24 protein-coding genes are annotated in these 24,169 nt (G+C 62.9%); all 24 read right to left on the bottom strand.

Going from position 1 to position 24,169, the window contains the following annotated elements:
• Positions 1-28: 28 nt before the first annotated feature.
• Complete coding sequence (locus J4P02_RS08855; protein ID WP_426189226.1) at positions 29-2,305, bottom strand: chemotaxis protein CheA; 2,277 nt, start codon at positions 2,303-2,305, stop codon at positions 29-31.
• A gap of 12 nt (positions 2,306-2,317) precedes the next feature.
• The gene (locus tag J4P02_RS08850) at positions 2,318-3,106 is read right to left on the bottom strand and encodes a protein phosphatase CheZ (RefSeq protein ID WP_426189224.1); all 789 of its coding nucleotides are present in this window, start codon (positions 3,104-3,106) and stop codon (positions 2,318-2,320) included.
• 30 nt (positions 3,107-3,136) lie between these two features.
• Positions 3,137-3,508 (bottom strand): chemotaxis response regulator CheY, encoded by a 372-nt coding sequence (locus tag J4P02_RS08845; RefSeq protein WP_003183998.1) that lies wholly within the window; start codon positions 3,506-3,508, stop codon positions 3,137-3,139.
• A 163-nt stretch (positions 3,509-3,671) separates the two neighbouring features.
• Complete coding sequence (gene fliA / locus J4P02_RS08840; RefSeq protein WP_426189221.1) at positions 3,672-4,412, bottom strand: RNA polymerase sigma factor FliA; 741 nt, start codon at positions 4,410-4,412, stop codon at positions 3,672-3,674.
• Positions 4,409-5,239 carry a flagellar synthesis regulator FleN gene (gene fleN, locus J4P02_RS08835; protein WP_016963180.1) on the bottom strand — a complete coding sequence of 277 codons (831 nt, stop codon included), beginning with the start codon at positions 5,237-5,239 and terminating at the stop codon, positions 4,409-4,411. The genes fliA and fleN overlap by 4 nt, the downstream gene beginning before the upstream one ends.
• Before the next feature lie 118 nt (positions 5,240-5,357).
• Positions 5,358-6,680 carry a flagellar biosynthesis protein FlhF gene (gene flhF / locus J4P02_RS08830; protein WP_426189218.1) on the bottom strand — a complete coding sequence of 441 codons (1,323 nt, stop codon included), beginning with the start codon at positions 6,678-6,680 and terminating at the stop codon, positions 5,358-5,360.
• Positions 6,681-6,691: 11 nt separating this feature from the next.
• Positions 6,692-8,821 carry a flagellar biosynthesis protein FlhA gene (gene flhA, locus J4P02_RS08825; protein ID WP_426189216.1) on the bottom strand — a complete coding sequence of 710 codons (2,130 nt, stop codon included), beginning with the start codon at positions 8,819-8,821 and terminating at the stop codon, positions 6,692-6,694.
• Positions 8,822-9,000: 179 nt separating this feature from the next.
• Complete coding sequence (flhB, locus tag J4P02_RS08820; RefSeq protein ID WP_426189214.1) at positions 9,001-10,176, bottom strand: flagellar biosynthesis protein FlhB; 1,176 nt, start codon at positions 10,174-10,176, stop codon at positions 9,001-9,003.
• A 3-nt stretch (positions 10,177-10,179) separates the two neighbouring features.
• A complete protein-coding gene (gene fliR, locus J4P02_RS08815) occupies positions 10,180-10,962 on the bottom strand; it encodes a flagellar biosynthetic protein FliR (RefSeq protein ID WP_426189212.1) in 783 nt (260 codons plus the stop codon).
• Positions 10,963-10,966: 4 nt separating this feature from the next.
• Positions 10,967-11,236 carry a flagellar biosynthesis protein FliQ gene (gene fliQ, locus J4P02_RS08810; RefSeq protein WP_426189210.1) on the bottom strand — a complete coding sequence of 90 codons (270 nt, stop codon included), beginning with the start codon at positions 11,234-11,236 and terminating at the stop codon, positions 10,967-10,969.
• Between the two features lie 24 nt (positions 11,237-11,260).
• The gene (gene fliP / locus J4P02_RS08805) at positions 11,261-12,010 is read right to left on the bottom strand and encodes a flagellar type III secretion system pore protein FliP (RefSeq protein WP_123723966.1); all 750 of its coding nucleotides are present in this window, start codon (positions 12,008-12,010) and stop codon (positions 11,261-11,263) included.
• A complete protein-coding gene (fliO, locus tag J4P02_RS08800) occupies positions 12,010-12,450 on the bottom strand; it encodes a flagellar biosynthetic protein FliO (RefSeq protein WP_426189208.1) in 441 nt (146 codons plus the stop codon). The genes fliP and fliO overlap by 1 nt, the downstream gene beginning before the upstream one ends.
• The gene (fliN, locus tag J4P02_RS08795; RefSeq protein WP_426189206.1) at positions 12,451-12,912 is read right to left on the bottom strand and encodes a flagellar motor switch protein FliN; all 462 of its coding nucleotides are present in this window, start codon (positions 12,910-12,912) and stop codon (positions 12,451-12,453) included.
• Between the two features lie 55 nt (positions 12,913-12,967).
• A complete protein-coding gene (fliM, locus tag J4P02_RS08790) occupies positions 12,968-13,936 on the bottom strand; it encodes a flagellar motor switch protein FliM (protein ID WP_426189204.1) in 969 nt (322 codons plus the stop codon).
• Positions 13,937-13,945: 9 nt separating this feature from the next.
• Positions 13,946-14,446 carry a flagellar basal body-associated protein FliL gene (gene fliL / locus J4P02_RS08785; RefSeq protein WP_426189202.1) on the bottom strand — a complete coding sequence of 167 codons (501 nt, stop codon included), beginning with the start codon at positions 14,444-14,446 and terminating at the stop codon, positions 13,946-13,948.
• A gap of 272 nt (positions 14,447-14,718) precedes the next feature.
• Positions 14,719-16,143 (bottom strand): flagellar hook-length control protein FliK, encoded by a 1,425-nt coding sequence (locus tag J4P02_RS08780; protein WP_426189200.1) that lies wholly within the window; start codon positions 16,141-16,143, stop codon positions 14,719-14,721.
• A 98-nt stretch (positions 16,144-16,241) separates the two neighbouring features.
• On the bottom strand, positions 16,242-16,586 hold the full coding sequence (locus J4P02_RS08775; protein WP_426189198.1) for an Hpt domain-containing protein: 345 nt from the start codon (positions 16,584-16,586) through the stop codon (positions 16,242-16,244).
• Between the two features lie 30 nt (positions 16,587-16,616).
• The gene (locus J4P02_RS08770) at positions 16,617-18,323 is read right to left on the bottom strand and encodes a SpoIIE family protein phosphatase (RefSeq protein ID WP_426189196.1); all 1,707 of its coding nucleotides are present in this window, start codon (positions 18,321-18,323) and stop codon (positions 16,617-16,619) included.
• Between the two features lie 5 nt (positions 18,324-18,328).
• Complete coding sequence (locus J4P02_RS08765) at positions 18,329-18,634, bottom strand: STAS domain-containing protein (RefSeq protein WP_011059979.1); 306 nt, start codon at positions 18,632-18,634, stop codon at positions 18,329-18,331.
• An 84-nt stretch (positions 18,635-18,718) separates the two neighbouring features.
• The gene (fliJ, locus tag J4P02_RS08760) at positions 18,719-19,168 is read right to left on the bottom strand and encodes a flagellar export protein FliJ (RefSeq protein WP_426189193.1); all 450 of its coding nucleotides are present in this window, start codon (positions 19,166-19,168) and stop codon (positions 18,719-18,721) included.
• 6 nt (positions 19,169-19,174) lie between these two features.
• A complete protein-coding gene (fliI, locus tag J4P02_RS08755; RefSeq protein WP_426189191.1) occupies positions 19,175-20,533 on the bottom strand; it encodes a flagellar protein export ATPase FliI in 1,359 nt (452 codons plus the stop codon).
• Entirely contained in the window at positions 20,523-21,353 is an 831-nt protein-coding gene (fliH, locus tag J4P02_RS08750; RefSeq protein ID WP_426189189.1) for a flagellar assembly protein FliH, read from the bottom strand. Before fliH ends, fliI begins: the two co-directional genes overlap by 11 nt.
• Before the next feature lie 9 nt (positions 21,354-21,362).
• Entirely contained in the window at positions 21,363-22,382 is a 1,020-nt protein-coding gene (fliG, locus tag J4P02_RS08745) for a flagellar motor switch protein FliG (RefSeq protein ID WP_011059975.1), read from the bottom strand.
• Entirely contained in the window at positions 22,375-24,159 is a 1,785-nt protein-coding gene (gene fliF, locus J4P02_RS08740; RefSeq protein WP_426189187.1) for a flagellar basal-body MS-ring/collar protein FliF, read from the bottom strand. Before fliF ends, fliG begins: the two co-directional genes overlap by 8 nt.
• Positions 24,160-24,169 lie beyond the last annotated feature (10 nt).

Raw genomic sequence — 24,169 nt, 5'->3', positions numbered from 1 at the left:
CGAGGCCATTCGCCCCTCCCCCACCGAATCAAATACGCCGTGCGGCGTAACGCTTGAGCATGCTCGGAACATCGAGAATCAGCGCGATGCGGCCGTCACCGGTGATGGTGGCGCCGGACATGCCCGGGGTTCCCTGGAGCATCTTGCCCAAGGGCTTGATGACCACTTCTTCCTGACCTACAAGCTGATCGACGACAAAGCCGATCCGCTGCGTGCCCACCGAAAGAATCACTACATGACCTTCATGCTGCTCTTCATGAGCGGCGGAACTCACCAGCCAGCGCTTGAGGTAGAACAGCGGCAACGCCTTGTCGCGCACGATCACCACTTCCTGGCCGTCCACCACGTTGGTGCGCGACAGGTCGAGGTGGAAGATCTCGTTGACGTTGACCAGCGGGAAGGCGAATGCCTGGTTGCCCAGCATCACCATCAGGGTCGGCATGATCGCCAGGGTCAACGGCACCTTGATGACGATCTTCGAACCCAGGCCCTTGGTCGAGTAGATATTGATCGAACCGTTGAGCTGGGAAATCTTGGTCTTGACCACGTCCATGCCCACGCCACGACCGGAAACGTCGGAGATTTCGGTCTTGGTGGAGAAGCCCGGGGCGAAGATCAGGTTGTAGCACTCGGTATCGCTCAGGCGGTCGGCGGCGTCCTTGTCCATCACGCCGCGCTTGACGGCAATCGCCCGCAGCACGTTGGGGTCCATGCCCTTGCCGTCGTCGGAGATCGACAGCAGGATGTGGTCACCCTCCTGTTCCGCCGCCAGCACCACCTTGCCTTGACGGGACTTGCCCGATTCCTCGCGCTCTTCCGGCGATTCGATGCCGTGGTCCACCGCGTTGCGCACCAAGTGCACCAGCGGGTCGGCCAGGGCCTCTACCAGGTTCTTGTCGAGGTCGGTTTCTTCCCCCACCAGTTCCAGGTTGATCTCTTTCTTGAGCTGGCGAGCCAGGTCGCGAACCAGGCGCGGGAAACGCCCGAAGACCTTCTTGATCGGCTGCATGCGGGTCTTCATCACCGCGGTCTGCAGGTCGGCAGTCACCACGTCGAGGTTCGACACCGCCTTGGACATGGCTTCGTCGCCGCTGTTCAGGCCCAGGCGCACCAGGCGGTTACGCACCAGCACCAGCTCGCCCACCATGTTCATGATTTCGTCCAGGCGCGCGGTATCCACCCGCACCGTGGTCTCGGCTTCGCTGGCAGGCTTTTCCGGCGGTGGCGCAGCGGCGGTACGCGCGCCTGCCGGTGCCGGAGCAGCAGCAGGTTTCGGCACCTCGGCCTTGGCCTCGGGCTTCTTCGCCACCGGCTTGGCCACCGCAGCACTGGCTGCAGCAGGAGCTGCGGCCGCAGGTGCAACAGCTGCAGTCGCGGCCGCAGGCTTGGCCGCGCCCGAGGCTTCGGAGAACTTGCCCTTGCCGTGCAACTCGTCCAGCAGGGATTCGAATTCGTGATCGCTGATCAGGTCGCTGCCAGCGGCTGCCGCAGCCGGTGCGGCAGCTGCAGGCACGGCGGCCACCGCCGACTCCAGCGCGTCCACGGCAAAGTTGCCCTTGCCATGCAACTGGTCGAGCAAATCCTCGAATTCGTCGTCGGTGATTTCGTCACCACCGGTGGTGCCAGCAGCGGCCTTGGCTGCTGCAGGAACGACCGCATCCGCGGCGAACTGGCCCTTACCGTGCAGCTGGTCCAGCAGGGACTCGAACTCGGCATCGGTGATTTCATCGCTGCCCGGCGCGCCCTCGGCCACTGGCGCAGCGGCGCTCTCGGCTTCGGCCTGGACCGCATGCAGCGAATCGAGGAGCATTTCGAATTCGTTGTCGGTGATATCGCCGGACGCACTTGGCGCCTCGGGCTCGACCACCGGCTCAACCACCTCCTCGGCCACGGCTTCGACCACAGGTTCTGCACCGGCAGGCTCGGCCAGGCGCGCCAGGGCGGCCAGCAATTCAGGTGTAGCGGCAGTGATCTCGGTGCGCTCACGGACCTGGCCGAACATACTGTTCACCGTGTCCAGCGCCTCAAGCACTACGTCCATCAGTTCCGAGTCAACCCGCCGTTCACCCTTGCGCAGGATGTCGAACACGTTCTCGGCGATGTGGCAGCACTCCACCAGCTCGTTGAGCTGGAGGAAGCCGGCGCCCCCTTTAACAGTGTGAAAACCGCGAAAAATTGCATTGAGCAGGTCCGCGTCATCTGGCCGGCTTTCCAGCTCGACCAGTTGTTCGGACAGTTGCTCTAGAATCTCGCCGGCCTCAACCAGGAAATCCTGAAGGATCTCTTCATCGGCGCCGAAGCTCATTAATGGGTGCTCCTAGAATCCAAGGCTGGAAAGCAAATCGTCTACATCGTCCTGACCGGACACGACGTCTTCACGTTTATCGGCATGAATCTGCGGACCTTCACCCTTGGCGAGGTGTTTTTGCGGATCTTTTTCAGCGAGGATCGATTCACGGTCATGTTCGATACCGGCGAAGCGATCGACCTGGCTGGCCATCAAGACGAGTTTGAGCAGATTGCTTTCGACTTCCGTGACCAATTGGGTCACACGCTTGATCACCTGGCCGGTCAGGTCCTGGTAATCCTGCGCCAGCAGAATGTCGTTGAGATGGCCCGAGACGGTGCGGGTTTCCTGCTCGCTGCGCGTCAGGAAGCTGTCGACCCGACGTGCCAGTTCGCGAAACTCTTCGGCTCCGACCTCGCGCCGCATGAAACGCCCCCAGTCCGCGCTCAAGGCCTGGGCTTCGGTGCTCAGGCCGTTGACCAGCGGCGTGCTGCTTTCCACCAGATCCATGGTGCGATTGGCAGCCGCGTCCGTAAGCCGGACCACATAGGACAGGCGCTCGGTGGCATCCGTGATCTGTGAGACTTCCTCGGCTTGCGGCATGTGCGGGTCAATCTGGAAATTGACGATCGCGCTATGCAGCTCGCGGGTAAGCTTGCCCACTTCCTGATACAGGCCGCGGTCACGGGTCTGATTGAGTTCATGGATCAGTTGCACAGCTTCGCCGAATTGGCCCTTTTCCAGGCTCTCGACCAGCTCCAGTGCATGTTTTTTCAGGGTCGACTCAAAGTCGTCCAGTGAAGATTCTTTATGCTCCATAGCTCCCCCGTGGCGGAATGGCTACGCACCTCAACCGATGCGTTCGAAGATTTTCTCGATCTTCTCTTTCAACGCCTGGGCCGTGAATGGTTTGACCACATAGCCGTTAACCCCGGCCTGGGCAGCTTCGATGATCTGCTCGCGCTTGGCTTCCGCGGTCACCATCAGCACCGGCAGGTGCTTGAGCTTTTCATCGGCGCGCACGTGGCGCAGCAGGTCGATACCGGTCATACCCGGCATGTTCCAGTCCGTTACCAGAAAGTCGATGCTTCCGCTGTTGAGTACCGGAATGGCGGTAGTGCCATCGTCGGCCTCGACCGTGTTGGTGAAACCCAGATCACGCAACAGGTTTTTTATGATCCGCCGCATCGTTGAGAAGTCATCAACGATGAGGATTTTCATGTTCTTGTCCAATTCGACCTCCAAGCAGTCTTAAACGCATTCAGTACCTGAACACGCCATTCAATCAATCCGGCATAACACGCAACGACTGCATGGAGCACATACCGCAAGACCGGCGCAGCTTGCCGCACCAGCCCTGTTCGCAGTGTCCCCACACTGCCTGTCAGCGCGCTCGCCACTCCCCCAAACGCCCCCGCAAGCGGGCTGCGCACTGGCTGTGTAACTGGCTGACCCGCGATTCGCTGACCCCCAGGACCTCACCGATTTCCTTGAGGTTCAGCTCTTCGTCGTAGTACAGCGCCAACACCAGTCGCTCGCGCTCCGGCAAATTGGCAATCGCATCCGCCAGGGCCGCCTGGAAACGTTCGTCTTCCAGGTCCCGTGACGGTTCGAGATGAGCACTGGCGCCATCCTCGTGCAGCCCTTCGTGTTCGCCGTCCTGCAACAGGTCGTCGAAACTGAACAGGCGGCTGCCCAGGGTGTCGTTCAGAATCCCGTAATAATCGTCGAGACTCAATTGAAGTTCGGCCGCAACCTCGTGATCTTTAGCGTCACGACCGGTTTTAGCTTCAATTGTGCGGATGGCATCACTGACCATGCGGGTATTTCGGTGTACCGAACGGGGTGCCCAGTCGCCTTTGCGAACCTCGTCGAGCATCGCCCCGCGGATACGGATACCCGCGTAAGTCTCGAAGCTCGCCCCCTTGCTCGCGTCGTACTTGGTCGACACTTCGAGCAAACCGATCATCCCGGCCTGAATCAGGTCTTCCACCTGGACGCTGGCCGGCAACCGCGCCAGCAGGTGATAGGCAATACGCTTGACCAGTGGCGCGTAGCGCTCGATCAGTTCGTACTGGCTGTCACGTGCGGACTTCTTGTAGAGGTTGTAGCCACTGGCAGTCATAGCACCGGTCCCGCTGTTTGATGCACTAGCCGCTCGACAAAGAATTCCAGATGCCCGCGAGGGTTCGCCGGCAATGGCCAGGTATCGACTTTCTGCGCGATGGCCTTGAACGCCAATGCACACTTCGAACGAGGAAAGGCTTCATAGACCGCACGCTGCTTTTGCACGGCCTTGCGCACGCTTTCATCGTAGGGAACTGCGCCGACGTATTGTAAGGCCACGTCCAGGAAGCGATCAGTGACCTTGGTCAATTTTGCAAACAGGTTGCGCCCTTCCTGGGGGCTCTGGGCCATGTTGGCCAGGACCCGGAAACGGTTCATGCCGTAGTCGCGGTTGAGCAGCTTGATCAGGGCGTAGGCATCGGTGATCGAGGTCGGCTCGTCGCACACCACCAGCAGCACTTCCTGGGCCGCGCGGACGAAACTGACTACCGAGTCACCAATACCCGCAGCGGTGTCGATCACCAGCACATCGAGATTGTCGCCGATATCGCTGAAGGCCTGGATCAGGCCGGCATGCTGGGCAGGACTCAGGTGCACCATGCTCTGGGTGCCGGAAGCGGCCGGTACGATGCGGATGCCGCCAGGCCCCTGGAGCAGCACATCGCGCAGCTCGCAGCGACCTTCGATGACATCGGCCAGGGTGCGTTTGGGGGTCAGGCCTAGCAGGACATCGACGTTGGCCAGACCCAGATCGGCGTCCAGCAGCAGGACTCGCCGACCCAGCTCAGCCAGAGCCAGGGACAAGTTCACTGACACGTTAGTCTTGCCGACGCCACCTTTGCCGCCGGTCACCGCAATCACCTGTACGGGATGCATGCTGCCCATGTTCTTTCTTTACCTTGTCTTACTTAGACGGGGCCACATAACTGGCTGCGCGTTCACCATTGGAACAATGCGTGGCAGACCACCGATGTAGATACACTGCAATCTATTCATGACTACCTCAGCCAACCCGTTTGCTGGGGCTGTGGTAGAGATCAGCGAACATGTCGGCCATGGCTTCTTCGCTGGGTTCTTCCTGCATCTGCACGCTGACTGCGCGACTCACCAGCTGATGCCGGCGAGGCAGGTGCAAATCGTCAGGAATCCGCGGGCCATCGGTCAGATAGGCAACCGGCAATTCATGACTGATGGCCAGGCTCAGCACCTCGCCAAGGCTGGCTGTTTCATCAAGTTTAGTCAGGATGCAACCGGCCAGGCCGCAGCGCTTGTAGCTGTGGTAGGCGGCGGTCAGCACCTGTTTCTGGCTGGTGGTGGCCAGTACCAGGTAATTCTTCGCGCGGATACCACGACCGGCCAGGCTTTCCAGTTGCATGCGCAATGCCGGATCACTGGCTTGCAGGCCGGCGGTATCGATCAGCACCACGCGCTTGCGCAGCAGCGGGTCCAGGGCCTGGGCCAGGGACTGCCCGGGATCGACGTGGGTCACCGAGACATTGAGGATGCGCCCCAGGGTCTTGAGTTGCTCCTGGGCGCCGATACGGTAGCTGTCCATGCTCACCAGGGCGATGTTCTGCGCGCCGTACTTGAGCACGTAGCGCGCCGCCAGCTTGGCCAGGGTGGTGGTCTTGCCCATGCCGGCCGGGCCGACCATGGCAATCACCCCACCCTCTTCCAGCGGCTCGATTTCCGGTGTCTGGATCATCCGCGCCAGGTGCGCGAGCAGCATGCGCCAGGCTTGACGCGGCTCGTCGATGTCGGTGATCAGCGCCAGCAAATCACGGGCCAGCGGCCCGGACAGGCCGATACGCTGCAAGCGCCGCCAGAGGTTGGCCTGCTCCGGGCGACTGCCCTGCAACTGGCTCCAGGCCAGGGAGCCGAGCTGCACTTCCAGCAGCTCGCGCAGGCCGTTGAGCTCGAAACGCATCGAGTCCAGAGCACGGTTGTCGGGTGCCGGCGCGGCAGGTGCCGGGGCCGGGCGCGGACGCTCGGTCAGGGTCGGCTCGATCAGCGGCTCGGCGGCGGTCAGCGGCAGGCCGGCGAACAGCTGGCGATTGCCGATTGCCGTGCTGTCGCCCTCGCCCCGCAGGCTCAGCTCGGCCTGGGCGGTGACGATGCGCGACTGGGTCTTGCGCAGCTCGTCCTCGAGTTCCATGTTCGGCACCCGCGGCGACAGCGCCGACAATTTGTAATCCAGCGCAGCCGTCAGCTCGACACCCCCGGCAATCCGCCGGTTGCCGATGATGGCAGCTTCAGCGCCCAACTCATCACGAACCAGTTTCATGGCCTGACGCATATCGGCGGCGAAAAAACGCTTAACTTGCATAACCCACTACCTCAGCCGTTGGGCCCTACTGTCGCAACGATGGTCACTTGCTTGTTGTCAGGAATTTCCTGGTACGCCAGCACATGCAAACCCGGAACGGCGAGACGCCCGAACCGCGAAAGCATGGCGCGGACCGGCCCCGCCACCAACAGGATCACTGGTTGACCTTGCATCTCTTGACGCTGCGCCGCTTCGATCAGCGAACGCTGCAGTTTCTCGGCCATGCTTGGCTCGAGCAGAACGCCTTCTTCCTGCCCTTGTCCGGCCTTTTGCAGACTGCTGAGCAAAATTTGTTCCAACCTTGGTTCCAAGGTGATCACAGGCAGCTCAGACTCAGTGCCTACAATGCTTTGGACGATGGCGCGCGACAATCCGACGCGCACCGCGGCAACCAAAGCGGCAGTATCTTGACTCTTGGCGGCATTGTTGGCGATAGCCTCGGCAATGCTGCGAATGTCGCGCACCGGCACCTGTTCGGCCAGCAGCGCCTGCAACACCTTGAGCAACTGCGACAGCGACAATACGCCTGGCACCAGCTCTTCGGCCAGCTTTGGCGAACTCTTGGCCAGCAACTGCATCAGTTGCTGCACTTCTTCGTGGCCGATCAGCTCGCTGGAGTGCTTGTACAGAATCTGGTTCAAGTGGGTGGCGACCACGGTACTGGCGTCCACCACGGTGTAGCCCAGGGACTGCGCCTGGGGCCGCTGGCTGATCTCGATCCACACCGCTTCCAGGCCAAAGGCCGGGTCGCGGGCGACAATGCCGTTGAGGGTGCCGTAGACCTGCCCCGGGTTGATCGCCAGTTCGCGATCCGGGTAGATCTCGGCCTCGGCCAGGATCACCCCCATCAAGGTCAGGCGATAGGCACTGGGGGCCAGGTCCAGGTTGTCGCGAATATGCACCGTGGGCATCAGGAAGCCCAGATCCTGGGAGAGCTTCTTGCGCACCCCCTTGATCCGCGCCAGCAACTGCCCACCCTGGTTGCGATCCACCAGGGGAATCAACCGGTAGCCGACTTCCAGGCCGATCATGTCGATCGGGGTCACGTCATCCCAGCCCAGTTCCTTGGTTTCCATGGCCCGCGCCGGCGATGGCAACAGGTCCTGCTGGCGCTGGATTTCTTCCTGGGCCTGGACCTTGGCCTGGCTCTGCTTGCGCCACAGCAGGTACGCCGCCCCACCCGCCACGGCCGCCAGGCTGAGGAAGGAGAAGTGCGGCATGCCCGGCACCAGCCCCATCACCGCCATCAGGCCCGCCGCCACGGCCAGTGCCTTGGGGGACGCGAACATCTGCCGGTTGATCTGCTTGCCCATCTCCTCCGAGCCCGAGGCCCGAGTGACCATAATGGCCGCCGCGGTGGACAGCAGCAGCGATGGCAGCTGCGCCACCAAACCGTCACCGATGGTCAGCAGGGCGTAGACCTTGCCGGCGTCAGCAAAGCTCATGTTGTGCTGGAAGATACCGACCGCCATGCCGCCGATCAGGTTGATGAACAGAATCAGCAGGCCGGCGATGGCGTCACCGCGAACGAACTTGCTGGCACCGTCCATGGAACCGTAGAACTCGGCTTCCTGGGCCACTTCGGCACGCCGGGACTTGGCCTGGTTCTGGTCGATCAGGCCGGCGTTGAGGTCGGCGTCAATGGCCATCTGCTTGCCAGGCATGGCGTCCAGGGTGAAGCGCGCGCTGACCTCGGAGATCCGCCCGGCACCCTTGGTCACCACCACGAAGTTGATGATCATGAGGATCGCGAACACCACGATACCCACCACGTAGTTGCCGCCGATCACCACCTCGCCGAAGGCCTGGATCACCTTGCCGGCTGCGGCGTGACCCTCCTGGCCGTGGAGCATCACCACCCGGGTCGAGGCCACGTTGAGCGCCAGGCGCAACAGGGTGGCCACCAGCAGAATGGTGGGGAATACCGCGAAATCCAGGGGCCGCAGGGCGTAGACGCAGACCAGCAGGACCACGATCGACAGGGCGATGTTGAAGGTGAAGAACACATCGAGGAGGAACGCCGGCACCGGCAGCATCATCATGGCCAGCATGACCAACAACAGCACCGGCACCCCCAGGTTGCCTCGACCGAGGTCAGCCAGGTTGCTGCGAGCTGTGCTGATTAACTGAGAGCGATCCACCTATTTACCCCGTTCCGTAAAGCAAACTTTTGACGCCTGAAGCGGCACAGGGCGGCTATTGCAAGAAGCCTTCCAACTTTGTCCGGTCGACGCAAACAGCGTGCATCGGCCTGCATGCACTTAGGGAAACGCGGTAATGGCCATTAGCCATTTTTTTGACTGACAGGCCAGCCCACGCTCTAGAGCGGGTTGATCGGCCCAGTGGAGGACTGCTTGCCGGAGGTATCGCGCTGCAGGTCTGCAGGAATCGGCAGGTCCTTGAGCGCATCCGGACGCTTGCCCTTGCCCGCGCGGTACTGGCGGATCTGATAGACGTAGGCCAGCACCTGGGCCACCGCCAGATACAGGCCCGCCGGAATCTCTTCCTCAAGCTCGGTGGAGTAATAGATCGAACGCGCCAGCGCCGGCGACTCCAGCAGCATCACATTGTGAGCCACGGCGATCTCGCGGATCTTCAGCGCCAGGAAATCGCTGCCCTTGGCCAGCAACATCGGCGCCCCGCCCTTCTCGGCGTCGTACTTGAGGGCCACCGCGTAGTGGGTCGGGTTGGTAATGACCACGTCGGCGTCGGGGATCGCCGCCATCATCCGCCGCTGGGACATCTCGCGCTGGGTCTGGCGAATCCGCTGCTTGACCTCCGGGCGGCCCTCCTGGTCCTTGTGCTCGTCACGCACTTCCTGCTTGGTCATCAACAGCTTCTTGTGCGCCTGGTACAGCTGCACCGGCACATCCACCGCCGCGATCAGGATCAGCCCGCAAGCCATCCACAAGGTGCTCCAGCCCACCACCTGGACACTGTGGATAATCGCCAGCTCAAGAGGCTCGTGGGCGATCCGCAACAAGTCGTCGATATCCGCCGAGAGCACCGACAGCGCCACGAACAGCACCAGGCCGAACTTGGCCAGGGCCTTGAGCAGCTCGATCAGCGCCGTGGAGGAAAACATGCGCTTGAGGCCGTTGGCCGGGTTCATCCGGCTGAACTTGGGCGCCAGGCTCTTGCCGGCGAACAGCCAGCCGCCGAGGGAAATCGGCCCGATGATCGCCGCCAGTAACAAGGTCAGGAGTACCGGCTGCACCGCCAGGATGGCGATCTTGCCCGAGTGCAGCAGGTACAGGCCCATGGACCCGGGACTGAGCAGCACCTCACGCGGCAGGGAGAAATTCAGGCGCATTATTTCCAGCAGATCCAGCGCCAGGCCACCGCCATAGATCAGCAGACCACCCGCCCCCGCCAGCATGATCGCCAGGGTATTGAGCTCTTTGGAACGGGCGATCTCACCCTTTTCCCGGGAGTCCTTCTTGCGTTTCTCCGTGGGGTCTTCTGTCTTGTCCTGACCGCTCTCGCTCTCTGCCATGGCTTAGCGCGCCCTTGCCAGTTCGCGTAAGAACTGCAGGGCCTCAGAGGCCAGCGGTTGATACTGGTTGAGAATGTCCGCCAGGCTGATCCAGACGATGCCCATGCCCAGCACCAGGGTCAGGGGGAAGCCAATGGAGAAGATGTTCAATTGCGGCGCCGCCCGAGTCATGACGCCGAAGGCGATGTTGACCACCAGCAAGGCGGTGATCGCCGGCAGCACCAGAAGCAGCGCCGCACCGAGAACCCAGCCGAGCTTGCCCGCCAGCTCCCAGAAATGATTGACCAGCAGGCCACCGCCCACCGGCAAGGTGGTGAAGCTTTCGGTGAGCACTTCGAACACCACCAGATGGCCGTTCATGGCCAGGAACAGCAGGCTCACCAGCATGGTGAAGAACTGCCCGATCACCGCCACCGATACACCGTTGGTGGGGTCGACCATGGAGGCGAAGCCCATGCCCATCTGGATCGCCACGATCTGCCCGGCAATCACGAACGCCTGGAAGAACAGTTGCAGGGAAAAGCCCAGCACCGCGCCAATGATGATCTGCTCGGCCACCAGCAACAGGCCGCTGAGATCCAGGGCGTGCACTTCTGGCATGGGCGGCAGGCCCGGCGCTATGACCACGGTGATCGCCACCGCGAAGTACAGACGCACCCGGCGCGGCACCAGGGTGGTACCGAAGATCGGCATCACCATCAGCACCCCGGTGACCCGGAACAGCGGCAGCATGAAGCTCGCCACCCAGGTACTGATCTGCGTGTCGGTCAGCGCCAGCAAGGACATGGGGTCAGCCGATCAGTTGCGGAATACTGCCGTACAACTGACGGATGTATTCCATAAAGGTTTGCACCAGCCAGGGGCCGGCGACGATCAAGGTCACCAGCATCACCAGCAGGCGCGGCAGGAAGCTCAGGGTCTGTTCGTTGATCTGCGTGGCCGCCTGGAACATGGCCACCAGCAAACCCACCAGCAGGCTGGGCACCACCAGCACCGCGACCATCATGGTGGTCAGCCACAGGGCTTCGCGAAACAAGTCTACCGCGACTTCAGGAGTCATTGTCGAGCACCCGCAAACAAGGTTTTAGACACCGCCGAAACTGCCCGCCAAGGTGCCGATGATCAGCGCCCAGCCATCCACCAGCACGAACAGCATGATCTTGAACGGCAAGGAAATGATCAGCGGCGAGAGCATCATCATACCCATGGCCATCAGCACACTGGCCACCACCAGGTCGATGATCAGGAACGGGATGAAGATCATGAAACCGATCTGGAACGCGGTCTTCAGCTCCGAGGTGACAAAGGCCGGAACCAGGATGGTCAGCGGCGCCTGATCAGGGCTGGCGATATCGGTGCGCTTAGACAGCCGCACAAACAGTTCCAGGTCGCTGCTGCGGGTCTGGGCCAGCATGAAGTCCTTGATCGGCACCTGGGCCTTGGCCACCGCATCCTGGGCAGTGAGTTTTTCCGCCAGGTAGGGTTGCAGCGCATCCTGGTTCACCCGATCGAACACCGGGGCCATGATGAACATGGTGAGAAACAGCGCCATGCCGGTGAGGATCTGGTTCGATGGCGTCTGCTGCAGGCCCAGGGCCTGACGCAGGATCGAGAAGACGATGATGATCCGGGTGAAGCTGGTCATCAGCATGACGAACGCCGGAATGAAGCTCAGCGCCGTCATGATCAGCAGGATCTGCAGGCTGACCGAGTACTCCTGCTGGCCACTGGCGTTGGTGCCAAGGGTGATCGCCGGGATCGACAACGGGTCGGCCGCCAGCGCCAGCGGCGCCGCCAGCATCAGGGCCAACGTCAAGATGATGCGCAACGGCATTACTTCTTATCCTTCTGATCCTTGCCCAACAGCTCCATCAGGCGCTGGGCAAACTCGGGCGTCGCCTGCTCGGTGCTGGGCACCGGCACCGGCTCTTTGAGCACATGCAAGGGGGTGATGGTGCCCGGCGTCAGGCCCAGCAGGATCTGCTCGTTGCCCACCTGCACCAACACCAGGCGATCCCGCGGGCCCAAGGCCCGGGAACCGATCAGCTCGATCACCTGGCCCTTGCCGCTGGGGCCGGCCTGCTGCACCCGGCGCACCAGCCAGGCGAGGAAAAAGATCAGGCCTATCACCAGCAACAGACCCAGCACCAGCTGGGTCAGTTGGCCACCGACACTGCCCACCGCCGGCACGGCAGCCGTTGCGGCACTGGCCACCGGCTCCGCCGCCAGGGCACTCAGGGGCAAGCCGAGCAAGACGCCAAGCAGCTTGTTCACTTAGCGCAGCTTCTTGATGCGTTCGCTGGGGCTGATCACGTCAGTCAGGCGAATACCGAACTTCTCGTTGACCACCACCACCTCGCCATGGGCGATCAGGGTGCCGTTGACCAGCACGTCCAGCGGCTCGCCGGCCAGGCGGTCGAGCTCGATCACCGAACCCTGGTTGAGCTGCAGCAGGTTGCGGATGTTGATGTCGGTGCTGCCCACTTCCATGGAGATCGACACCGGGATATCGAGGATCACGTCCAGGTTAGGGCCGTCCAGGGTGACCGGCTCGTGGCTCTTCGGCACGCTGCCGAACTCTTCCATCTGCAAGCGCCCGGAGGAGCTTGCGGTACCGGCGTCGGCCGCCAGCAGGGCATCGATATCGTCTTGACTGCCTTCACCGGTCTCTTCCAGTGCAGCAGCCCATTCGTCGGCCAGCGCCTGGTCGTCCTGGGAGTTGATTTCGTCAGCCATCTTGGGTCCTCGACGGGCAAAAATTCATTGAACAGCAAACAGGTTGAAGCGCCGCTTATCGGCGCTCGATCGACTCGATCACTTGCAGCGCCAGGTTGCCCTTGTGGGAACCGAGCTTGACCTTGAACGACGGTACGCCGTTGGCCCGCATGATCATGTCTTCGGGCAGTTCCACCGGGATCACGTCGCCGGGCTGCATGTGCAGGATGTCGCGCAGGCGCAGTTGGCGTCGGGCCACGGTGGCGCTCAGCGGCACCGCCACATCCAGCACGTCCTCGCGCAGGGCCTTGCTCCAGCGTTCGTCCTGGTCGTCCAGGTCGGACTGGAAGCCGGCATCGAGCATTTCGCGGATCGGTTCGATCATCGAATACGGCATGGTCACGTGCAGGTCGCCGCCACCGCCATCGAGTTCGATATGGAAGGTGGAGACCACCACCGCCTCGCTGGGGCCTACGATGTTGGCCATGGCCGGGTTCACTTCCGAGTTTATGTACTCGAAGTTGACCGGCATGATCGCCTGCCAGGCTTCCTTCAGGTCGATGAACGCCTGCTCCAGCACCATGCGCACCACACGCAGTTCGGTGGGGGTGAATTCCCGCCCCTCGATCTTCGCGTGACGGCCGTCGCCGCCGAAGAAGTTGTCCACCAGCTTGAACACCAGCTTGGCGTCGAGGATGAACAGCGCCGTACCGCGCAGCGGCTTGATCTTCACCAGGTTGAGGCTGGTGGGCACGTACAGCGAGTGCACGTACTCACCGAACTTCATGACCTGCACGCCACCCACCGCCACATCGGCGGAACGGCGCAGCATGTTGAACATGCTGATCCGGGTATAGCGGGCGAAACGCTCGTTGATCATCTCCAGGGTCGGCATGCGTCCGCGGACGATGCGATCCTGGCTGGTCAGGTCGTAGCTTTTGACACTGCCGGGTTCGGCAGAGTGTTCGGTCTGTACCAGACCGTCGTCGACGCCATGCAACAGCGCATCGATCTCATCCTGGGACAGCAGGTCCTGCACGGCCATGTCGTGTTCCTACTGCAGTACGAAATTAGTAAAGAGCAACTGTTCGACCACCACTTTGCCCACCTCTTTCTGCGCCACTTCCTGGACACTGGCGGTGGCCTTCTGACGCAGCATCTCCTGGCCGACCGGAGTCGCCAGGGTGTCGAAATTCTGCCCGGAGAAGAGCATCACCAGGTTGTTGCGGATCACCGGCATATGCACTTTCAGTGCATCCAGGTCAGCCTGGTTGCGGGCCAGCAGGGTAATGCTCACCTGCATGTAGCGCTGCCGGCCATTCTGCGTGTAGTTGGCGACGAAGGCCGGGGCCATGGGCTCGTAGATGGCCGCTGCCTTGATGTTGGTCGCGGTTTCCGCGGCCGCGGCGGGCTTGCTCTGGGCACTGTGCATGAAGTACCAGGTGGCCCCCACCGACGAGCCGATGGCCAGCAACAACGCCAGGACAATCAAGAGGATAAGCTTGATCTTGCTTTTCCCTGCGGTGGGTTTTTCTGCAGCTTCGCTCTTCGCCATGCCAATAATCCGTCACTATTCGGGGGTTCACAGTCGCACGGCTAGGCAAGAGCAAGTGTTATGCCAGATTTGTCTGAATTGCAGGGACGGAGAAAGGAGATGAGGCCGGCGAGGGACACATCAGGGTTGCCGACGGGGCTGCACAGGCTGGATCTGCGCTGCGCGAGACGACAACAGAGTGAAGGCCAGACCCTTGAACGGCATCCAGGGCCCTCACCGCAGAGACTCTGGGCAGGCAGGCCTCACGACTGGTCGTGAGACCTGCCCAGCACTCAGGCGTAGTAGTCCACTGAGCTGGTGCCGATCACGGTCTGCACCGGAGCGGCCACTTCGGCCACGCCGTGTGGCAACTCTTCATCACTGCCATCCAGGCGTGTGCCGCCGGTGCTGGAACCGGCGCGGCGATTCTGCTCCTGCTGCGCCTGCTCCTGGCCCTGCCAGCCACGGGACTGGTCGGAAACGTTAACATCCACCTGGCCCAGGCCCTGCTGGTTGAACATGTCGCGCATGCGATGCACCTGCCCTTCCAGGGCTTCACGCACACCGGCGTGGGCACTCATGAAGGTCACCTGGGTCTGCTGGTCCGGGATCATGTGCACGCGAATATCCAGGCGCCCGAGTTCGGCGGGTTGCAATTGGATATCCGCGGATTTCAGGTTGGCACTGGACAGGTACATCACCCGGTTGACCACTTCATCGGTCCAGCCGCTCTGATGCATGGCCAGCGGCTGGTTGACCGGCACCGCGTTGGCGGTCTTGGGGGTCGCCGCCTGGGTCAGGGCCGCCAGGCGATTGGCGAAATCATCCACCCGGGTATCGCTGGAGGCGCCCTTGAGGTCTTTCAGCCCTTCACTGATCAAGCCACTGAAGGCTTTTTCGCCGCCCTGCTCGGTGCTGGCCTTGCCGGCCTGCTGCTCGAGCATGCTGGCCATGCCATTGGCGAAGTTCTGTGCCGACGTCAACTGACCGTCGGCATGGGTATCGGCAGGTGCGGCCTTGGGCTGCGCCTGACTGGAAGCTGACACATGGCCACTCTGCTCCATGGCCAGGCGCACGGCCGGCATGGCATCCAGTGGATCGGCCTCGGGATCGAACGGCGCCTTGGCCGGCTCCGACACCGGAGCGACCACGGCCGCGGCGGCGGCGGCCACCACCGGTTGCGGCACGACGGGCGCCTCGACCACAGGTTGCGGCACTACCGGTGGTGCCTCGACCACTGCCGGCTGCACCGCAGGCGTTGGCAACAGGCTCGGGTCCACAGGTGCGGGAGTGACTGCAGTGTCGGCCTGCGCGGTATCGGCCGAGGCCGCGTCGGCAGGCTTGTTGTCAGTGCTGGCGCTGTCCTTGCCATCCTTGCTGGCCTGACTGTCATTGCTGGCCGGCTTGTCGGCAGGCAAGGATTTGCCGCTATCGGCAACCGCTGGTTGCGACGCGGCAGAGGAATCGCTGCCGAGGTCTTTCTTCGGACTGTTGTCGACGCTGTTGTCACGGGTCGGCTTGGGCGAATTATCGGCGAAGGACGGGACCTTGCTCTGGGGCTTGCCCTGGGCCTCCTTGGCATACAGCTGGGCGAAGCTGGAAGCCTTGTCCCCAGGCTCGGCAACGCTTGCCAGGGGGCTGGCAGGGGCCGCTTGAGTCTTGGACTTAGCGCTGGCCTGGGCAGTGGCCTGAAGAAGCGAGTTAGGGGTAACAGCCATGGGACAGTCTCCGCTGCACGGGGATCATAGGTACAGTTGCAAGACTTGGCTGCAAAGGTCGGGCCAGCTTTGTCGGCCGACCGATAAAAGGCAAGAACTCAGCAGTGGAAGCGCTGCAATTCCTGCTCGCAGAGGCGCCGGACAATGGCGAACTCGCCGTCGATCTCGCCCACCAATTGGCGAATGCCTTCCGCCGCCGGCTGCCGCGCGCGCAGCTCCAGCTGATGACAGAGTTCGGCAAGGCGAGTGGCGCCCATGTTGCTGCTGCTGCCCTTGAGGCTATGGGCAGTTGCTTCCAGGGCAATGGCGTCCTCGGACTTGTGCAGCAGGCGTACCCGCTCTTCGGAGTCGCAGACAAAAGTGTCCAGCAGGACCGGATATTCATCCTCCATGACTTCCTGCAGAGCGTTGAGCACCTCGTGGTCCAGATGTATCTCAGCCACTTGTTCACTCCTTGATCAAGAACCCGGGAATTATGCCAGAGCCTCCCAGGAAAACTCCACGCAGACACTGCGCCCATCGTCGGCCCACACCGCCTGCCGGCTCATCTGGCGGATCAGGCTGACCCCACGCCCCGACAGCCGCCCGCTATCGTTGGGGCGGGCCAGCACCGTGGCCACATCAAAGCCATCGCCGCTGTCCTCGACCCGCACCACCAGGCGCCCACCCTGCTCCAGGGGCTGCACCTGCAGGTGCACGCGGACATAGCCTTCCTGCAGCTCCTCGAGCCGTGCGGCACGCTCGCGATAATAGCGGGTGAAGCCCTCGGCATCGCGCTTGAGCCGCGAATCGAGCTTGAGCACGCCATGCTCCAGGGCATTGGAATACAGCTCGGCGAGCACGCTGTACAGGGTGCCGCTCTGGGAGCGCAGGCCATGCACCTCCAGCAGCAGTTGCAACAGATAGGGCAAGGGATTGAAGCGCTTGAGGGTGGCCGCGCGAAACTCGAAGCTCACCGACCAGTCCAGGGGGCAGGACTGACCACTGTCGGAATACACCAGGGCCGGCGGTGCCAGCCGGGGGAACTCCGGCAGGCTGACCTCCACCATGCTGACATCGTCCCGGGCACTGCCGCCAAACCTCTCCAGCGCTTGCTGGATTTCCTCGAACAGACAATCGGCCTCACGATTGGCCGCGAACACCTGCTGCAGGCGCTCCACGCCAAACAGCTCGTCCTCGGCGTTGCAGGTGTCGATCACCCCGTCGGACAGCAGGAACACCCGATCTCCGGGCGCCATGGGAAAGACTTCGGTGCGATATTCGAACGCCTCGGCACTGAGCACCCCCAGGGGCAGGTGGCGCGCCACCAGGGGCGTTCGCACGCCACTGGCGTGCTGATACAGATAGCCTTCGGGCATGCCGCCATTCCACACCTCCACCGCGCGCCGCTGGGAACTCAGGCACAGCAGGGTGGCGCAGCAGAACATGTCCACCGGCAGGATGCGCTTGAGCTTGGCATTCATCTCGCGCAGGGTTTCCGGCAGCCCGTAGCCCTTGGCGGTCATGCCGTAGAACACCTCGGCCAGGGGCATGGCCCCCACCGCCGCCGGCAGGCCGTGGCCGGTGAAATCCCCCAGCAGCACGTGCATATCCCCCGCCGGGGTGTAGGCCGCCAGCAGCAGGTCACCGTTGAACAGCGCATAGGGCGATTGCAGGTAGCGGATATTGGCCGCATCCAGGCAGCCGGAATGGGCCACCTTGTCGAACACCGCCTTGGCCACCCGCTGCTCGTTGAGCAGGTAGTCATGGTGCCGGGTGATCTGGTCGCGCTGCTGCAAGACGGTTTCCTGCAGGCGCCGCAGGCGGTCCATGGCGTTGATCTTGGCGCCCAGCACCACCGGGTTGTAGGGCTTGGCCAGGAAATCGTCGCCGCCCGCCTCCAGGCAATGGGCCAGCGCCTCGCCCCCGCTCAGGGAGGTGAGGAAGATGATCGGCACCAGAGTCTCACCCGCCAGGGCCTTGATCCGCCGCGCCGCCTCGAAGCCATCCATCACCGGCATCATCGCGTCCATCAGCACTATGTGCGGACGCTCGCGCTCAAACAGCTCCAGGGCCTCGGCGCCATTGCTCGCCGCCAGCACCTGATGCCCCTGGCGCCGGACAATACCGGACAGCAGCAAGCGGTCCGCCGCGCCATCCTCGGCGATCAGCACACACAGGGGTTCGACCATGGAGCCCATGCCATTCAGCTGATATCGAAGAGTTTGTCGAAGTTGGAGATGGCGAGAATCTTGCGCACATCCGAGTTGCTGTTGATCACCCGCACGTCGGCATTGTCGCCGCCGGCATGGTCACGCAACAGCAGCAGCATGCCCAGGGCGGAACTGTCGAGGTAAGTGGCTTCCTTGAGATCCACCACTATGGACTCCGGCGTCCGGTTGAGCCGCTCGTAGGATTCGCGAAATTCCTGGTGGCGCCCGAAATCGAAGCGCCCCCTGATGGAGATCGTGAGCTTCTGCCCGTCCGGGGATATTTCTGTAACGACCGACATGAGACTGCTTCCTTGTCATTGACGACGTCTAAAAGGTGTAGCACCCAGTCGCCAGCCGGACAACCTGCCGCCCAAAAAACCCGATCAGTACGGGCTTTGCCGTGGCAAACGCTGTGACAGCTCGTCCAGCAGCTTCTGCTCGCGCTTGTCTTCCAGCGCCCGGGCCTCGTCGATATAGCGCTGCACCAGCTTGCGCAACCCTTCCACCCGGGCAAAGGCCTGCTGCCAGGCCTCGCGGGCGCGATCGAGGTTGTTCTGGTGCCAGGCCAGGCTTTGCCGTTGCTGGGCCACGGCGGTGTCCAGCTGGCTGAGAAAGTACTGGTAGTTCATCAGCCAGTGGCCGCTGACGCCGAGCTTGCCGCGCTCGACCCACTGTTCCTGGTAGTCGCCGCGAAAACGCTCCAGGTCCCCCAGCTTGCTTTCGGCCACCCGCACCTGGCCATGGAAGTACTCCAGGCGCTGGGCGGCGGTGCGCTCGGCGTTTTCCGCCATGTCCACCACGGGCGCCAGGCGTGCAGCGCGGCTGTCGGCCATGATCGGTTAGCCGCCCGTCGCCGGAGCGAACATCATCTCCAGGTGGGTCTGGCTGTGGCCCAGGCTGACATTGTCGTTCAGCCCCTGGCGCAGGTAGGCCACCATCGCCGGCTGCAGGGAAATGGCCGTATCGGTATCGCGATCGCCACCCGGCACATAGGCACCGACGCTGATCAGGTCGCGAGCCTGCTGATAGCGCGACCACAGCTGCTTGAAGTACTGCGCCCGGGCCATATTGTCGGGGCTGATCACCGCCGGCATCACCCGGCTGATGGACGCCTCGATGTCGATGGCCGGGTAGTGCCCCTCCTCCGCCAGGCGCCGGGACAGCACGATGTGGCCATCGAGCACGCCACGGGCCGAGTCGGCGATCGGGTCCTGCTGGTCGTCGCCTTCAGACAGCACGGTGTAGAAAGCAGTGATCGAGCCACCGCCGGCCTCGGCGTTGCCGGCGCGCTCCACCAGCTTGGGCAGCTTGGCGAACACCGAAGGCGGGTAGCCCTTGGTGGCTGGCGGCTCGCCAATGGCCAGGGCGATTTCCCGCTGGGCCTGGGCGAAACGAGTCAGGGAATCCATCAGCAACAGGACATTCTTGCCCTTGTCACGGAAATACTCGGCAATCCGCGTGCAGTACATCGCCGCCCGCAGCCGCATCAACGGCGCATCGTCCGCCGGCGATGCCACCACCACCGAACGCTTGAGGCCTTCTTCACCGAGGATATGCTCGATGAACTCCTTGACCTCGCGACCCCGCTCGCCGATCAGCCCGACCACGATGATGTCGGCTTCGGTAAAGCGGGTCATCATGCCCAGCAGCACACTCTTGCCCACGCCGGTACCAGCGAACAGGCCCAGGCGTTGGCCGCGACCCACCGTCAATAATCCGTTGATACTGCGAATGCCCACGTCCAGCGGCTGGCTGATGGGGTCACGCTTGAGCGGGTTGATGGTGGGGCCGTCCATCGGCACCCAATCCTCGGCGCGCATGCCGCCCTTGCCATCCAGGGCACGGCCGGCACCGTCCAGCACTCGACCGAGCATGCTCATGCCCATGGGCAAGCGCCCGGTGTCGGCCAGGGGCACCACACGGGCACCCGGGGCGATCCCGGCCACGCTGCCCACCGGCATCAGGAACACCTTGCTCCCGGAAAAGCCCATGACCTCGGCCTCGACCTTGACCGGGTGATGGCTGTCGTCATTGATCACCAGGCAGCGGGTGCCCATGGCGGCGCGCAAGCCCTCGGCTTCGAGGGTCAGGCCGACCATGCGCAACAGGCGCCCTTCAAGAATCGGCTGGCCCGGCAAGTCGATGGCCTGGGCATAGCCGCCTAGGCGCTTGCCGAAGCTGGTGCGTTCAAGGCGCATCGGGCTGTTCCGCCAAGGGATCGACAGCGGGGTCGGCAGGCTCCGCGCTCGGCGCAACCGGTGTCAGAGGGCCCAGCTCCAGGCTCAGGTCGGCAGCGGCCGGATGCAGCGATTGCTCGTGCGACTGGTCGGCGAGTTGATCCATGGCCTGGGCAATGCGGGTTTCGACACTGGCGTCGATGCGGCTGTGTTCGGTCTCGACTCGGCAGCCACCGGGCAGCAGCGCCTCGTCCTCGACGATGCGCCAGCTTTCCTCATGCCGCTCGCGCAGGCTCTTGACCTGCTCGAAGTCCTGCGGATTGACATACAGGCGCACATTACCGACGCCCAGGGGCAGCAGCTTGAGCGCTTCACGCATCACATGTTCGATTTGCGAGGAATCCATCGCCAGTTCGCGCTGGATCACCTGGCGAGCGATGTGCCTGACCAGTTCCACCAGGGTTTTCTCGATCTGGGTGTCCTGCTCGGCGATCGGCTCGAACAGATTGACCATCAACTGCTCGAGCGTCTGCAGCTTGGCACTCAAGGCCACTTCAGCTTCCTGGCGGACCTTGAGGCTGGTGCTGTGGAAACCTTCCTTCTCACCTGTGGCGAAACCTTCGTTATAGGCTTCCTGGCGAATGCTCTCGAGTTCTTCGAGGGTCAGTGGCTGGACCTCATCCAGCGGCACTTCCTCGATTTCCTCGACCACCTCTTCGGGTTCCGGCTCCGGCTCGGGCTCGGGTTCCGGGTCGAAGCTAGGCAGCGCCCAGACATCGAAACCCTCGACGTCCCGGGCGCGAATCAGTTCGCTCTGGGACTCATCAATGCTGGACGACATAGGGCGACCTTAGATCATTTCTTCGCCGCCCTTCCCGCCGAGAACGATTTCTCCGGCTTCGGCCATACGGCGGGCAATGGTGAGGATTTCCTTCTGCGCGGTCTCCACGTCGCTGACGCGAACCGGGCCCTTGGCTTCCAGGTCGTCGCGCAGCAGTTCCGCCGCACGCTTGGACATGTTCTTGAAGATCTTTTCCTTGACCCCTTCGTCCGAACCCTTGAGGGCCAGCACCAGCACGTCGGAGGAGACTTCGCGCAACAGCGCCTGGATACCGCGGTCGTCGACATCGGCCAGGTTGTTGAACACGAACATCAAGTCTTCGATCTGACCGGACAGGTCTTCGTCCACTTCGCGGATCGAATCCATGAGCTGGCCTTCGATCGAGCTGTCGAGGAAGTTCATGATGTCCGCCGCACGCTTGATACCGCCCAAGGTGGTACGCGAAGCGTTGGAGTTGCCAGAGAACTGCTTCTCGAGGATCTGGTTGAGTTCCTTGAGCGCCGCCGGCTGTACGGTATTCAGCGAGGACACCCGGAGGATGATGTCGAGGCGCGCCTTGTGGTCGAAATTGCCCAGCACTTCGCCGGCCTGGTCCGGGTCCAGGTAGGCCACCACGATGGCCTGGATCTGCGGGTGCTCGTAGCGGATCACGTCGGCCACGGCCCGCGGCTCCATCCACTTCAGGCTGTCCAGGCCGCTGGTGTTGCCACCCAGCAGGATGCGGTCGATCAGGCCGTTGGCCTTGTCCTCGCCCAGGGCCTGGGTGAGCATCTTGCGCACATAGTCGTCGGAGCCGACGCCGAGGCTGGTCTGGTCGCCGACGATGTCGACGAACTCGCTCATCACCTGCTCGACCTGCTCGCGGTGCACATTGCCCATCTGGGCCATGGCCACACCCACTCGCTGGACCTCTTTAGGGCCCATGTGGCGCAGCACTTGCGCGGCATCGGTAGAACCCAGGGACAGCAGCAGGATCGCGGCCTTGTCGACCCGGGTCAGTTTGGCGGTAGCGGCTCGGTTATCACTCATCTGCGTTAATCCACTCTTTCACGACCTGGGCCACACGACCCGGGTCTTCTGCCACCAGGCTCTTGATTGCATTCAACTGAGCGTCATAACCCTCGCTCGGGCTCGGCAACAGGATGCTCTGCGGACCGCCCAGGCTGACGCGGTCATTGGCCAGTTCGCCATCCAGGCCCACCATGCCACCCAGCTCCATGTCGCTGCCAAGACCCAGCTGCTTGTCCTTGCCGCCACCGGTGATGTTGTTGAGCACCGGACGCAGCACACCGAACACCAGCACCAGGATGAACAGCACGCCCAGCACTTGCTTGACGATGTCCCAGAACCAGGGTTGCGAGTAGAACGGAATATCCGCGACCACTTCGCCACGATCGGCGGAGAACGGCACGTTGATCACGCTGACACTGTCACCGCGACTGGCATCGAAGCCCACGGCGTCCTGCACCAGGCGAGTGAAGCGCGCCAATTCGTCGGCGCTCCAGGGTGCGCGAGTGGTTTCGCCATTGGCCGCGTTGACCTTGACCTGATCGTCCACCACCACCGCCACCGACAGGCGATTGACTCGGCCCTGCTGCTGCTTGGTGTGGCTGATGGAACGGTCGAGCTCGAAGTTCTTGGTGGATTGTTGACGCTTGTCCGCCGGGTACGGCGCGAGCATCGGCTGGCCGGTGGCCGGGTCCATGATTTGCTGGCCGTTGGCGTCCAGCAGCGGTTGCCCAGGCTGCACGGCCGCCGCGGAAGCCGTGGCGCCGCCAGTGGTCTGAGGTGCCGAAGCTGGCGATGGCGGCTGGTTGCTCAGCGCGCCAGGCACGCCTTGCGGGCCATTGCTGCTGGAGCGTTGTTCGTTGACCGACTGCTCGCTGCGCAGGGCCGGCTGGTCGGGGTTGAACTGCTCGGAAGTGGATTCCACCGCGCTGAAGTCGACATCCGCCGAGACTTCAGCCTTGTAGCGATCGTTGCCCAGCACCGGCTGCAGGATGTTGTGCACCCGCTGGGTAAGCATGCCTTCCAGGCGACGGCTGTATTCGAATTGCTTGCCAGCCATGGTCAGCGCGGAGTTTTCCGCCTGGTCGGAGAGCAGGTTGCCCTTCTGGTCGACCACTGTGACCTGGGACTTGTTGAGCTCGGGAACGCTGGTGGCCACCAGGTTGACGATAGCCATGACTTGGCCCGGCTCCAGGGAGCGGCCGGAGTAGAGTTCCACCAGTACCGAGGCGCTGGGCTTGCGCTCGTCACGGACGAACACCGAGCTTTTCGGAATCGCCAAGTGCACTCGCGCACCCTTGACGTTGTTCAGACTGGAGATGGTGCGCGCCAACTCGCCTTCCAGGCCGCGACGGTAACGGGTCGCTTCCATGAACTGGCTGGTGCCCAGGCCCTGCTCTTTATCGAGGATCTCGAAACCGACATTGCCATCGCCCGGCGCTACGCCAGCAGCCGCCAGTTTCAGGCGGGCACGGGGCAGGTCATCGGCCTTGACCAGCAAGGCACCGGAGTTGGGCTCGACGGTGTAGGGGATGTCGGCAGAGGCCAGGGTATCCATGACCTGCTTGGCGTCCATTCCCGCCAGGCTGCCGTACAGCGGCCGGTAATCGGGCTGCTGCGACCACAGCACCACGGCAAAGCCGATCGCCACACTGGCGGCCAGGCCCACCAACAGGCCGACCTGACGCAGCACGGTCATCTGGGACAGGTTTTCCAGGAAGGACAAACCGAACAGCGGCGGTTTGCCCTCTACCGGCGTGGCCTTGGCCGGTACGTTATCGGCGACTGCTTCTGCCATGACTCAATCT

It is taken from the genome of Pseudomonas sp. NFXW11 (assembly GCF_049887815.1).
Classification (GTDB): Bacteria; Pseudomonadota; Gammaproteobacteria; order Pseudomonadales; family Pseudomonadaceae; genus Aquipseudomonas.
The sequence above is the reverse complement of the archived record's forward strand: the minus strand, read 5'-3'. Positions and strand labels throughout refer to the sequence as shown.

What these genes read in the sequence shown, in the direction of transcription:
- fliI (WP_426189191.1), bottom strand. Translation starts at nt 20,533, where the DNA reads ATGCGCCTTGAACGCACCAGCTTCGGCAAGCGCCTAGGCGGCTATGCC.
- J4P02_RS08845 (WP_003183998.1), bottom strand. Translation starts at nt 3,508, where the DNA reads ATGAAAATCCTCATCGTTGATGACTTCTCAACGATGCGGCGGATCATA.
- fliL (WP_426189202.1), bottom strand. Translation starts at nt 14,446, where the DNA reads ATGGCGAAGAGCGAAGCTGCAGAAAAACCCACCGCAGGGAAAAGCAAG.
- fliN (WP_426189206.1), bottom strand. Translation starts at nt 12,912, where the DNA reads ATGGCTGACGAAATCAACTCCCAGGACGACCAGGCGCTGGCCGACGAA.
- fliM (WP_426189204.1), bottom strand. Translation starts at nt 13,936, where the DNA reads ATGGCCGTGCAGGACCTGCTGTCCCAGGATGAGATCGATGCGCTGTTG.
- J4P02_RS08850 (WP_426189224.1), bottom strand. Translation starts at nt 3,106, where the DNA reads ATGGAGCATAAAGAATCTTCACTGGACGACTTTGAGTCGACCCTGAAA.
- fleN (WP_016963180.1), bottom strand. Translation starts at nt 5,239, where the DNA reads ATGGGCAGCATGCATCCCGTACAGGTGATTGCGGTGACCGGCGGCAAA.
- J4P02_RS08765 (WP_011059979.1), bottom strand. Translation starts at nt 18,634, where the DNA reads ATGTCGGTCGTTACAGAAATATCCCCGGACGGGCAGAAGCTCACGATC.
- fliG (WP_011059975.1), bottom strand. Translation starts at nt 22,382, where the DNA reads ATGAGTGATAACCGAGCCGCTACCGCCAAACTGACCCGGGTCGACAAG.
- flhF (WP_426189218.1), bottom strand. Translation starts at nt 6,680, where the DNA reads ATGCAAGTTAAGCGTTTTTTCGCCGCCGATATGCGTCAGGCCATGAAA.
- J4P02_RS08770 (WP_426189196.1), bottom strand. Translation starts at nt 18,323, where the DNA reads ATGGGCTCCATGGTCGAACCCCTGTGTGTGCTGATCGCCGAGGATGGC.
- flhB (WP_426189214.1), bottom strand. Translation starts at nt 10,176, where the DNA reads ATGGCAGAGAGCGAGAGCGGTCAGGACAAGACAGAAGACCCCACGGAG.
- J4P02_RS08780 (WP_426189200.1), bottom strand. Translation starts at nt 16,143, where the DNA reads ATGGCTGTTACCCCTAACTCGCTTCTTCAGGCCACTGCCCAGGCCAGC.
- J4P02_RS08855 (WP_426189226.1), bottom strand. Translation starts at nt 2,305, where the DNA reads ATGAGCTTCGGCGCCGATGAAGAGATCCTTCAGGATTTCCTGGTTGAG.
- fliH (WP_426189189.1), bottom strand. Translation starts at nt 21,353, where the DNA reads ATGTCGTCCAGCATTGATGAGTCCCAGAGCGAACTGATTCGCGCCCGG.
- fliQ (WP_426189210.1), bottom strand. Translation starts at nt 11,236, where the DNA reads ATGACTCCTGAAGTCGCGGTAGACTTGTTTCGCGAAGCCCTGTGGCTG.
- fliJ (WP_426189193.1), bottom strand. Translation starts at nt 19,168, where the DNA reads ATGGCCGACAGCCGCGCTGCACGCCTGGCGCCCGTGGTGGACATGGCG.
- fliF (WP_426189187.1), bottom strand. Translation starts at nt 24,159, where the DNA reads ATGGCAGAAGCAGTCGCCGATAACGTACCGGCCAAGGCCACGCCGGTA.
- fliR (WP_426189212.1), bottom strand. Translation starts at nt 10,962, where the DNA reads ATGTCCTTGCTGGCGCTGACCGACACGCAGATCAGTACCTGGGTGGCG.
- fliP (WP_123723966.1), bottom strand. Translation starts at nt 12,010, where the DNA reads ATGCCGTTGCGCATCATCTTGACGTTGGCCCTGATGCTGGCGGCGCCG.
- fliA (WP_426189221.1), bottom strand. Translation starts at nt 4,412, where the DNA reads ATGACTGCCAGTGGCTACAACCTCTACAAGAAGTCCGCACGTGACAGC.